Genomic DNA, 12,539 nt, shown 5'->3' on the forward strand with positions numbered 1-12,539 from the left:
CTTTTAAGAGCGCGACAGGCCATGAAAAGGAATGAGCTATGAATGGACAGGAATCCATCTTACAGCCTCAAAAGCAGGCAGCGGATCCGCTGCCCGCAGAGGCATATAAGCCGCGGCAATCCCGCATCACGCGTAAGTTACCTGCCGATGTATCCGAACAGAATTTTCAACAGTTCCCCAATCAGATACCCATTCCTCCGGCTTCCCGAGAAGCTACCGTGGCAGCAGCGCCGCCGCCCTACGAGTCGCAGTATGAGACCGGCTATCGGGACAATCCAGTATTCAGCCATCCACAAAGTGAGAAAATCCGTCCAACCGTGAATGGTCCACGCGAAAAGTGGTTCTATCTGTTGGCAGGCATTGTCATTGGCATCATCTGTACCCTGGTATTCTCAGGTATGAGTGATGTTTTTGTGTTTATCGTGATAACCGCACTGGCTGCGCTGGCTATCTGGACCTTTACTGGCAGCAAACCGATGCTTGAAGAGGCTCCTCGCACTTTTCCAGTTCAGGGAATGGCAACCCTGAATATCCATAATGCGGTTGGATCTGTTACTGTTCATCGTGGCGAGACAAATCATATCGTAGTCAAGGCGCGTAAGAAGGCCAGTGGGCGTTTCTCCCAGTTAGAAAATGTCACGCTTTCTTACTTGCAGCAAGGCGATCAGCTTACGATCAAGCAGGAGCAACTGTTGACGAGCAATCTTGCGCAACTCACACCAGTCCAGTTTGAACTGGATATACAGGTCCCGCAGCAATGTAACCTTGCTGTACAGCAGGATATCGGCAAAGTCATCGTGGAAGGTGTGGATGGTCAGCATCAGCTTAAAGTCGGGATTGGCTCGATTCTTATGCGCGCCGTTCATGCTCAACAACAAACAAGCTGTGTAACAGAAATAGGCTCCATCGACGTATCAGTCATCCTCGATCCACAGGGACATTACAGCTATCACACGTACATAGGGAGCGTCAAAGTCACCATGCCCTTTACAACCGCCTTTGAAGTGCGCGCCAAAACTGGCATTGGCTCCTTTGACAATCAATTTGGGACCATCATGGCTGGCAACGCGCCGCGCGCCAATCTAGAGTTACAATCTGACATCGGCTCAATTAACCTTCACATGAGCCGGGATCAGATATGAGAATGACGGCAGGCAAGATATTTCATCCTGCCTGCCGTCATCCTTGTCTGGACTGATGATAGCTCTTAGAGAGCGGGAACGGAGACTTCGGTCGCCTCGGTCTCAGTTGGTGTACTGGATTGGGTTGGCAGCGTGCCTGAGCGGCGGCGAATACCCTCCACAATCACATACAGCGTGGGTACCAGCAGCAGAGTCAGAACGGTGGAGGAGGTCAAACCACCGATCACAACAATTGCCAGCGGTTGCGAAATGAAGCCACCACTTGAGCCACCGATGCCCAATGCCATTGGCATCAGAGCCAGGATTGTCGCAATTGCAGTCATCAGGATAGGGCGCAGACGATGGCGTCCACCAGCGATCACGGCTGTACGTGCATCCATGCCCTGAGTGCGATATTGTCGTACCAGGTCAAGCAAGACGATGGCATTGGTCACTACGATACCCACCAGCATCAGGAAGCCAATCAAGGCTGCCGCGCCGAGGGGGATACGGGTGATCAGCAGGAGGACGAACGAGCCGGTAGCCGCGAATGGGATGGAGATCAGCAGGATGATCGGCTGCAGCAGGCTGCGGAAGGTTGCGACCATGATACAGTAGACCAGCACAATTGCCACGGCCAGGGCCAGGAACAGGCTGCTAAAGGTATCCGATTGCTGTGAGGTGACACCGCCCAGTGAGTAGCTGGCACCATCTGGCAATTTCAACTTCGAGAGCTGGCTCTGTACTTTTGTGCTGACCGCACCCACATTGGTATCCGTAATTGTGGCTGTAATCGAGGCGGTACGGGTACCGTTGATATGGGTCACCTGGGTTGGTCCAGGAGTATCTGTCACATTTGCCAGATCGCTTACTTTCGCACTTCCCAGGGTCGTTGGAATGGTTAGATTTTTGATTTTAGCAATCGTTGTGACAGGGGTACCATAGTAGAGGTTAACATTCAACTGGCTATTGTTGATTGTCACCGACGTGACATTGGATGTACCACTATAGATTGAGCGCAGGTTGAGCGCTACCTGCGAGGCTGTCATGCCATATTTCGCAGCCTTTTGAGGATCGACGTTCACCTCGATCTGTGGAGCGGCGGTAGCCAGATTACTGGCGACATCACGTAAGCCAGAGATCTTCCCAACTTCATTTTTGACCTGATCAGCGGCGCTACTCAAGGTATTCGCATCATTTGCCTTCACATCAACTTCCAGATTGGAAGAGCTGAAGCCCGCCGAACCGCTGGAGAACATGATCGTACCAGCATCTTTGACATTCGCCAGTTGATCACGGACCGTCTTCTCAAAATTGGTCTGATTGACCCCATCTTTGGTCGTCAGAGCGATGGTGGCTGAGTTCGTGCCGCCTCCGCCTGTAAAGCTGGAGAAGCCGCCACCAGAGCCGACTACTGTCTGTCGTGTCTGGATACCAGAGATGCCAGTCAGGACATTTTCAACCTTTTTGGCTGCATCATCCGTGGTGCTCAAACTGGTGGCCGGAGGCAGCGTAATACTGATTGAATAGGTGTTGGATGAGGATGATCCAAAGAGATTGGTTTGCAGGCGGCTGGTAAGTCCGAAGGTCACAATCAGTACCGCCAGTGCCACAACCAGGGTGGTTGCACGTTGCCAGTTGCGCCCAGTAACCCAGCCCACCAGGCGAGTATAGCCACGCTCCAGGAATGTCTCTTTCTCTTCTTTGACTTCATGGCCGGGCTTCGGCGATTTCAGGAACCAGTATGCCAGCACCGGAATAATCGTCAGAGCCACGAAGAGCGAGGCCAGGAGCGAGATGGTAACTGCTACTGAGAAGGAGTTGAACATTTCACCGACAATACCGCTGGTAAAGGCGATAGGCAGGAAAACTGCCACCGTCGTGAGGGTGGATGCTGTAACCGCGCCCGCAACCTCACGCACTGCGGCTGGAATGGCTTTATCCTTTGGCTCACCTTGCTGCAAGTGTCGATAGATATTTTCCAATACTACAATCGAGTCGTCGACCACACGTCCAATCGCGATAGTCAGACCACCCAGGGTCAGGATATTCAGGGTATAGTTGCCGAGATAGATACCAATCAAGGCGATAACGATTGAGAGTGGTAGTGAGATAGCTGTCACCAGCGTCGAGCGAATCGACAGCAGGAAGAGCAGGATGACGATGATCGCGAAGACCGCGCCAATCAAACCTTCACGTACCAGATCATTGATGGATTGTGTGATCGAAGGAGCCTGATCTGAAATGATCGAGACGTTGGCATTATGCCCTAATTTTGTTTGTAGATCCTTAACTTGATCACGAACTGCATGTGAGATAGTAACGGTATTGCCACTGGATGTCTTGACAATGGAGAGACCCAGGCTAGGCTTGCCATTGGTCCGTGTCAGCGAAGTTGACGGAGCCACTACCTCTGCCACCGTAGCCACATCTTTCAAGCGAACTGGTGTAACTGCAGCACCAGCACCCGCACCGGCCGCGCCAGCACCCGCGCCAGCACCCGCGCCAGCACCCGCGCCAGCCGCGCCGGCACCCGCGCCAGGAAAGCCACTTGCGCCAGCCGCACCGGCACCCGCGCCAGCTGCTCCTGTCATGCCTGCGCTGCTTGTTGAGATGTTTGATTTTGATCCTACGATGAGGTTTTTAAGATCATCTAACGAGGTGAAGGTATTGCCAACCTTAATCGGCACAGTCTTGCCATTGGCAGTCACATCACCGGCGGGCAAGGTCATATTGTTGGCCTGCAACGCGCCTGAAACTGCTGTCGCACTGATGCCGGCCGCCTTGAGCTTGTCGGGGTCCAACGTAATGTTCACAACTTCATTGTGTACACCCGTCACATTTACCGTACCCACGCCATTAATCTTCTCAAGGCTTGGCACGATATCCTGTTTTAACTGTGTCGCCAGCGTCTGTGCGTCTGCATCGGAGGTCACTGCCAGTTGGATGATTGGCAATGAAGAGATGCTGAACGCTTGTACCGAAGGAGTCACATTGGTTGGGAGGGTGGATTGAGATTGTGAAATGCGTTGATTTAATGTCTGAGTCGCTTTGTCAATATCGGTTCCATAGTTAAAAGAGACCTCGATAATTGAGGTGCTTTCATTTGAATAAGAAGTGATCGTCTGAACACCATCAATGCCCTGAAAGTTCTGTTCGAGTGGATCAGTGACCGCACTTTCTACAATTGATGGAGATGCACCTGCATAGACTGAAACCACTGATACCGTTGGAAACGATATCGAGGGAAACAGCTCTTCCTTAAGAGACGGTATAATAATACCACCAAAGATTAAGATAGCGATTGTTGCCAGGGCAACAATGCTCTTATTTGCCAGGCTGATCCTTGATAAGAAGGACATAGTGCTTCGGGCTCCTTTTGGATCTCTGTTTTTATTTTTATTTACTTAATAAACGTTTAGTAAGTTGTCTTCCCAGAAGACGTTATTGTTGAGCTAACCAGGTTATCTATGTGCAATATGTGCCATATTTATGTATCATTACTTCTTGTGCTGATACCATCGAGCAGGCAATGGACAATCATCGTGGCTGTCGCCGTAGTCGACATTGGAGCAGCTTCTTGCTGCTGCTGACCTTTGCGAATATGTCGTCCTACCTGAATTCCCATAACCATGCCAAAAAAGATTTCTGCATAGTTTGAAGCCTGCAAATCCAAGGAGATTTCACCCGTATCAATAGCCTGCTGAAAGATCTCAGTCAGATAGAGTTGTTGGCGCAGAGCTTTTTGAAAAGGTTTTCTATCTTTTGGTTTTTCGCCGCCGTACTCCTCATAATCCCTCAACAACGTAAATGCATTACTAATTTGAAAGGACGAAAAAGCTTCTGCTATGTAGATAAGTTTCTGGCGTAATTTGGGGATAGCTGTGGCCCCATGAAAGATTTGATCGGTCCAGTTCATCATCGAATGTTCAATGACATTCAGAAACAACTCTTGCTTTCCTTTGGGAAAGTAATAATAGAGTGCGGCCGCCGTAACTTTAACTTCCTCGGCGATATCCTTCATGGATACCCCTTTAAAGCCCCGGGCGAGAAAGAGCCGTTCCGCGACGTCCAGAATGCGACGTTGTGTTTCTGGATCTCGCTGTACCTGTCGCTTTTCCATCCTGGCACTTTCTAGTTTCAAATTACACTCGTTTCTCTGCTTGCTGACTTTACACTTTTCAGCAAACGCGCATCGGCGCGGCTTGCTGCATTCATCTGACCGAATGGCACAATCACAACTTAATGAACGTTAAGTAAGCCATTTATTACTATACGCGTGCCTCATCCTCTTTGTCAATATGCTTAGACATTTTTCCAGAGCATTTCAATGCTCATGCGCAGGGCAGGACACCTGATCCAACGTCTATGAGAGGAACATAAAGTGTTTTTTCTATCCTGGAGGTGTTGTCATAGCAATGAGTTTTATCCTGCACAAGAAATTTTGTAGAATATATTCTTATTCAAAATGGAGTTACTATTACAGTATGTTTTGTGTTATACTATCATTGAATATAGGCGTAACACTCCAATTGTTGGGGCGTTACGGGGTCTCTGTCCTTTAGGGTGAAAGCGGGGTACAGGGCGACAGCCCCAGACGGAGCGCGCTGGCATGCATGCCAGGGGCATGACAGTCCTCGCCATTATTTCCTTCCCCCATCACCCGGAAGGATAAAGAGGCGCGTTACGTTTATGATATACAGTGCATGATGGAGGAGGAATGAGATGGCAGCGAATGAACCTGGTGCAATATGGATGCCGAACGGCAATGCCTTTCTGGGGCGTACCGGCTTGCAACCACGCTATGTAATTTTACATGGGACGGCCGGTGGAGTCAGTGCACAGAATATTGCCACCTACTTTGCCTCAACCCAGGGAAGTGATAATCCAGTCAGCAGTCATTATGTAATCGGGCAAGACGGTACAGTAGTTCAATGCATTTCGGAGTCAGACGGTGCATGGGCTAATGGAGTCTTGTCAACCGGCCATGCAGCTTTTTGGGACCCCTCGATTAATCCCAACAACCTGACCATTTCTATTGAACACTGCAAACCCTCCCTCGATAATTCAGATGCCTTAACCCCTCAGCAGCAGGCAGCCAGTTTTAAATTAATCTATGACATTTGCCAGCGCTGGCAAATTCCCTTGCATAATGCCAATGCATCAGGAGGCATTACAGGACATTTTTCAATAGATCCTGTAAATCGTAGTAATTGCCCGGGGCCTTATCCCTGGAACGCTTTGTGGGCGTATCTGGATGCGCAAGGAGCACAGACTGTGAATATTGATCTCAACACACCAGGCGTGGAAGGCTTTTTTGTCGCGGCTTCCAATGGGCGTTGGCTCTGTAGCCCGAATGGTCATTATATTGGTGGCGCGATTTTGTCGTTTTATCGACGTTTTGGCAATGGCGGCCTATGTGGTATTACCTATCTTGGCTTGCCATTGACGAATGAAATTGCGGTCAGCGGTCATCCCGGTGTGGTTTATCAGCGGTTTGAGCGTGGAGCGCTGGCGTATGATCCCAAACATGTGCTCGACTCTCCTCCTGGCGCTGGGGATGTCTATTGTATGCATGTTGATAAAGGTATTGGCATGTTTCCTGCGCCAAAATCAGTGCAAACTTCAGCCGTGACCGCCACCGATTCCACTTCCATTCCAATCCCTGTCACGGCAGGCACAAAGTTCCCTGCACAGGTAACGGCGCAACCCCACGCGAACGGACAGGATGCTAGCGGTACACATGATGCCAACGTAGGATAATCCAGCTTTTCCACATTTATAAGGAACAGAAGAGGACGGGAATAATGCATGCTCTCTCCCTGTCCTCTCTCCTGTCATTCCCTGGTAGGTGGGATGGGCAGTATATAGCCACTGTTGCAAATAAGATAGGAACATGAGAAACTATAATTATGCATTTTTAGTCGCATTGCTGTATGAGTGCTGAGAAAAATAGGCAGGCATACGGCATATTTGATGCAGGTGGTAATTTGTCGTCTAACATAACGAATACATAAAAAAGGAGAGCAGATCATCGTGGACTGCTCATCCATCTCGATACAGGGGAGCAGTTGTCATGGATAACATCGGTATTATTCTGATTGGGTTTGTAGCTTTACTACTTGTTATTGTCGTGATTAATATCATTTATAGTATGTCAGGTGCTGGCCCCCTTAAAAGCCAATCCCGCAAGAAGCGCACGAATTATAATTATTCGCGCAATGATGCGCGCCCAAAATCGCGCAACGACTATCATCATGAGCATGAGAATGCGCGCATGCGTCGTCCAAACGAAGCCCCCGCGCAGCGCCATTATCAAACGAGTCGCCAGCCTGAGCGTGCACAATCCCATCCTGAGCACCATACAGCCAACCGGAGTCGCTAACTGGCGGGAATTATTGGGGTATCACTTGTGTACTGGGATATTTGGATAAAAGCTTGAGTTTGCTATTCGCATCCCTTATACTATCTTCATGGTATAAAATACATGTATCCGCTTTATCGATGCGTGAATATAGCCTTACTATATTTATGTATTTTTCTGTCTGGTTGCGCCTATGCAGCTTTTCTCGCTAGATGTCGCCAGTTGTGTACAGTCTGGCACATTTCTGGTTACTGGCATATGCAGAGGCGAGAACTGGCCTATCTGATCCCGGCGCTAAGATTTTTCACACTGTGTGCGGTTTCGTTGTTGTTGAGGAGAAGGGTTTGTGGATATCTTTCGGAACTCCGTTTGCATCTTATTCCTGAATGCATGCCTCATTGTACCTCCCTGGGCCGTAAGGCAGACGCTTGCTCATCTTTATTATCCAGTGTTGTTCATCTGCGCTGCTATACTAGATATAGCAGATAGGTGTACATGCTCATGGCTATCCATCCTTCCGGATGGTGGTGGAAGAGGGAAGGTGGAAGGACTGTCATGCCCCCGGCATGCCTGCCATCGCGCTCCGTCAGGGGCTGCCGTCCCCATAGGTGCGAACAGAAGCGGGATTGTTAAGGGTTGCACCCTTAATCTGGGGCCCGATCTCTTCCCTCCCTCTCGCCGCCGCGTGCGGCGGCGAAGAAAAGAAGAAAAAGGGGTATTTTGGGGACACCCCAAACCCCGGCAAAGGGCTGGCCGCCCTTTGCAATCCCGCTTGAAAAGCCTTATCTTCGCACCTATGGGCTACCGTCCCTGCACCCTGCTTTCTACTCTAAAGGATGGAGACCCATACTCATATATAGCACAGAGAAAGGAAGCGCGCTTCCTCCCCATGCAAGCTGGCAGGGGGTTCTGCGCGATTGTAGCTATGAAACCGAGTAAACGTCCTTGTACATATTGTCGACGGCTAACAGCCCTGAGTTGTCCTGAATGTAGCGTGTCTTGTTGTCCGGCATGCGGGGCCAACCTCTGCCCATTATGTGTGCGTATCACCCTGGTGCAGATTGAGCAAACATTAAGGAAGCGCCTGGTCCCCTGGCAGTACGTCGATGTGACCATGATGCCTATTCGCCGCATGATCGTGGTCAGCGTCGAAGACCATCCCCAACGCTGTTCCATTCCGCTTTAGCTATTATTCTATTTATCATATATACGATGTATTATTCTGACGATTCCAACAAAAAAGGATTGTATCGATGCAGATACAATCCTTTTTTGTTGAGATGAGTGCTTAGTCGCTCCACTTCCAGTCGCGCACTTCAGGCATATCCTGAAGATTCTCACGTACATAGTCGTGGTGTTTGTTCAGGATATCTTCGCATTCCGCAATTAAGGCCGGTGCGAGATTCTTGACGCGTGGGGCACGCTTCAACGCCTCGATACAGAGATGATAGCGGCTCATGCCGTTTTTGACGACCATATCAAATGGGGTCGTGGTTGTGCCTTCTTCCATAAAGCCACGCACATGGAAGCGCGAGACATTGGTGCGACCATGGATGACCTCGTGAATCGCACGCTGGTAGCCGTGGAAGGCGAAGACGACTGGTTTATCTTCGGTGAAGTTTTCCACAAACGCGGTTTCATCGATACCGTGAGGATGGAAGAAGGGTGGATAGAGCGCCATGAGATCGATGACATTGACGACACGGACCTTGAGCTCTGGAATATGATGGCGCAGCCACCAGGTAGCCGCGATGGTTTCCTGGGTCGGAATATCCCCGGCGCAGGCCAGTACGACATCTGGTTCGAGTTGCTCATCATTACTGGCCCACTGCCAGATTGACATTCCACGCTCACAGTGCTCGATGGCCTCATCCAGGCTCATATATTGCAATTGTGGCTGCTTGTCAATCACTATCAGATTGACATGGCTTTTGCTCTGAAAGCAATGCCGGGCAATCGCAAGCAGGCTGTTGGCATCGGGTGGTAGATAGATACGGGCGATCGAGCCTTTCTTGGAGAGGACGGTATCAATCAGGCCAGGACCTTGATGACTGAAGCCGTTGTGGTCGTTACGCCAGCAGGTTGAGGTCAACAGGATATTAAGGGATGAAATGGGTGAACGCCAGGGAAGTTTGATCCCTTCCTGCAACCATTTGGTGTGCTGTACTGTCATCGAGTCAGAAACCATGGCGAAGGCTTCGTAGGTCGCGAATAGTCCATGGCGGCCAGTCAGTAGATAGCCCTCAAGCCAGCCCTGACAGAGGTGCTCGCTCAATACTTCCATGACACGCCCATCGGGAGAGATATGATCGTCGTCGCTGACAATCTTTCCAACCGAGCAGCGATTTTCCACTTCAAAGACATCCCCCAGGCGGTTTGAGTTGGTTTCATCGGGACAGAAGAGGCGGAAGTTCTTTTGCTCTGCGTTCCGCGTAAAGATGTCCCGCATGTATTTGCCAAGCTGGCGCGTAGATTCCGCGAAGGTTGTGGCTGGCTGCTGCACGGTGAGCGCGTAGTCCTTTATTTCAGGCAAAGCGAGTTCTACAAGCATTTTTCCACCGTTGGCATGTGGATTAGCACCCATGCGTCGCTCCCCTTTGGGAGCCAGCTCAGCCAGTTCAGGTACTAAGCGTCCATTCGCGTCGAATAACTCTTCGGGGTGATAGCTACGCAGCCAGTTCTCCAGAATCTTCAGATGCTCGGGATTTTTCTGGACATCAGAGACCGGGACCTGATGGGCGCGGAAGGTGCCTTCAATCTGTTTGTCATCCACAACTTTGGGTCCGGTCCAACCCTTGGGGGTACGCATGATGATTGCAGGCCATTTGGGGCGGTTGCTGAAACCATTTTGACGTGCATCTTGCTGATAAGCGCGAATTTTTGTGTAACAGGTATCCAGTGTCTCAGCCATGATCTGATGGACTGCGTTAGGATCATCGCCCTCGACGATAAAAACTTCATAGCCATGGGCTGTGAGCAGATCCTTTACATCTTCAATATCTTCCCGACCCAGGACCGTCGGTCCTGAAATCTTATATCCATTGAGATGCAGGATGGGCAAAACGGCCCCATCGCGAGCGGGATTCAGGAATTTTATGCCCTTCCAGGCACCCTCCAGAGGACCAGTTTCGGCTTCGCCATCTCCTACTACTGCGATAGCCAGCAAGTCAGGATTATCAAAGACCGCGCCAAAGGCATGAGAGAGTACATAACCCAGTTCACCGCCTTCATGGATTGAGCCCGGCGTTGGCACGCTTACATGGCTGGGAACACCGCCTGGAGACGAAAACTGGCGGAACAGCTTCCGCATCCCTTGTGCATCCTCAGTAATCTGAGGATAAATCTCGCTATACGTGCCTTCGAGGTACACATTAGCCAGTAGAGCTGGCCCACCATGTCCCGGGCCTGCCAGATAAATTGCATTGGCATCGTGTTCTCTAATTAATCTGTTTGCATGCACATATATAAAATTAAGCCCTGGCGAGGTGCCCCAGTGTCCCAGTAATCTGGGCTTAATATGATCAGGGCGGAGTTCCTCGCGCAAAAGCGGATTTTCCTTTAGATAGATCTGTCCAATGGTGAGGTAATTGGCTGCCTGCCAGTATTTATTCATGCGCTCAAGTATCTCAGGTTCGAGATATTGTTTGACAGCTTCCACCTGGTTAGCCATAATAGTTATCCTCCTATCGAAATTTCTTTGATTAATTTGCTTTATCCTTTTTCGCTTGATTGGACCTACATGTAAGATACTCTTGTGTCATCACATTAGTGTCACAGCGCATCACAGACCCGTCACAAATATCTCACAAAGGCTTAAATTGCGAAAAAAAGGTTTTTCCAGAGAAAATAGCACAATATACTTTCTTCAGAGAGTGTCAGAGGCTTTCTATCCTTTCGGGGGATTGAGAGGAGGGGGAGTTTGCGAGGACACCTCGCGCTCCGTCATGGGCTGCCGCCCCTGCACCCCGCTTTCACCCACAAGGACGGAGAGCCGTGTCAGCTTCCCGTGGCCTCCACGGTTTCTGTGCATGAGTTTTCGCACCTGCGGTGCTCAAACATCTTTTTAGTGTGTGGTGCAGGAAAGGTGCTGTGCACCTTTCCTGCACTACACAATAAAAAGATGTTTGAGCATCGCAGGTGCGAAAACTCATGCACAGAGACCGTGGAGAGCAGGGAAGTCCGACACACTCTTAGAGCTGGCATAAGCAAACGAAGAGAAAGGAAATATAAGTGGATAAATATGTAGCAGCTAAAGAAAATCTTTCAACTATACAACAACAACAAATTCGAGAGCAGTTTAACTCAATCGTACAAACTCTTTATCCAGATCTTGGTAGTGATGTGTTCCGTGTTTTTGAAGAGCCCGGCACATTATTATGCCCTCGCCCAACTACACACATAGAAAAAGGATGGAGCGCTCCGGTCAATATCTGGTCGTGGCTCCCATTGACCATCGCTGAGTCAATAAATCCTGATTTAGCTCCCGAGTATCTGGTGAATGTAGCACTGGCAGTCGAATTTTTTGTGGCCGCGTTTGATCTCTTACAAACAATTGAGGAAAAGAGATCGACTCTATTCTTAATAGAAAGAGGGCCATTTTTACTTTTTAATGTAGTAACTGCGTTATTGGCACTATCACAACAAACTCTTCTCTTAGTCACCCCCCATGTACCACAAGCGGCCGCCCTATTATCCCTCCTGCAACTCATACAGAACGGCACCAGCGCTGCCACCACTTATTTTTATCAAGTATCTAATCAAGCTGATCCTCTATTTGATAATAGTATCCACTCCTCATATGAGACATTTCTAAGCCTGGCTTGCCACATCGGTGCCATATCTGCCAATGCCACCTCAAAACTCTGTTCGGACTTTACACAGCTAGGAGTATTACTTGGTACGCTCCTAACAATAGAGGAGGAGAACCAGCAAGTAGATCACGATACACGCAGCAAGATCCAGTCATTACTCGCTGAGATAGAAGAGCACATCGCGTTTTCACCTTCATTGCGTCTGGTACTTCAGGATATACTACAAAGTCAGCTTTAAATTTT

The 12,539-nt window shown here is 49.6% G+C and carries 8 protein-coding genes; 5 read left to right on the forward strand and 3 right to left on the reverse strand.

The features are described 5' to 3' along the window. Positions 1-38: 38 nt before the first annotated feature. Positions 39-1,142 carry a DUF4097 family beta strand repeat-containing protein gene (locus F1593_RS15675; RefSeq protein ID WP_149402506.1) on the forward strand — a complete coding sequence of 368 codons (1,104 nt, stop codon included), beginning with the start codon at positions 39-41 and terminating at the stop codon, positions 1,140-1,142. A 65-nt stretch (positions 1,143-1,207) separates the two neighbouring features. Here F1593_RS15675 and F1593_RS15680 read toward each other — a convergent pair whose 3' ends face one another. Then, the gene (locus tag F1593_RS15680) at positions 1,208-4,483 is read right to left on the reverse strand and encodes an efflux RND transporter permease subunit (protein ID WP_149402507.1); all 3,276 of its coding nucleotides are present in this window, start codon (positions 4,481-4,483) and stop codon (positions 1,208-1,210) included. A gap of 128 nt (positions 4,484-4,611) precedes the next feature. Then, positions 4,612-5,244, reverse strand: a complete 633-nt coding sequence (locus F1593_RS15685; protein WP_149402508.1) for a TetR/AcrR family transcriptional regulator — start codon at positions 5,242-5,244, stop codon at positions 4,612-4,614. A gap of 602 nt (positions 5,245-5,846) precedes the next feature. On the opposite strand from F1593_RS15685, the gene F1593_RS15690 reads away from it, so the two are divergent. The 3 genes from F1593_RS15690 (at position 5,847) to F1593_RS15700 (ending at position 8,671) form a co-directional block, all read left to right on the forward strand. Beyond that, on the forward strand, positions 5,847-6,884 hold the full coding sequence (locus tag F1593_RS15690) for a peptidoglycan recognition protein family protein (RefSeq protein ID WP_149402509.1): 1,038 nt from the start codon (positions 5,847-5,849) through the stop codon (positions 6,882-6,884). A 313-nt stretch (positions 6,885-7,197) separates the two neighbouring features. Next, positions 7,198-7,506 (forward strand): hypothetical protein, encoded by a 309-nt coding sequence (locus F1593_RS15695; protein WP_149402510.1) that lies wholly within the window; start codon positions 7,198-7,200, stop codon positions 7,504-7,506. A 904-nt stretch (positions 7,507-8,410) separates the two neighbouring features. Further along, positions 8,411-8,671 carry a hypothetical protein gene (locus F1593_RS15700; protein ID WP_149402511.1) on the forward strand — a complete coding sequence of 87 codons (261 nt, stop codon included), beginning with the start codon at positions 8,411-8,413 and terminating at the stop codon, positions 8,669-8,671. 102 nt (positions 8,672-8,773) lie between these two features. On the opposite strand, the gene F1593_RS15705 is transcribed toward F1593_RS15700, so the two are convergent. Further along, on the reverse strand, positions 8,774-11,155 hold the full coding sequence (locus tag F1593_RS15705; RefSeq protein WP_149402512.1) for a phosphoketolase family protein: 2,382 nt from the start codon (positions 11,153-11,155) through the stop codon (positions 8,774-8,776). A gap of 560 nt (positions 11,156-11,715) precedes the next feature. Here F1593_RS15705 and F1593_RS15710 point away from each other — a divergent pair. Beyond that, complete coding sequence (locus F1593_RS15710; RefSeq protein ID WP_149402513.1) at positions 11,716-12,534, forward strand: hypothetical protein; 819 nt, start codon at positions 11,716-11,718, stop codon at positions 12,532-12,534. Positions 12,535-12,539: the final 5 nt, after the last annotated feature.

It is taken from the genome of Dictyobacter arantiisoli (assembly GCF_008326305.1).
Classification (GTDB): Bacteria; Chloroflexota; Ktedonobacteria; order Ktedonobacterales; family Ktedonobacteraceae; genus Dictyobacter; species Dictyobacter arantiisoli.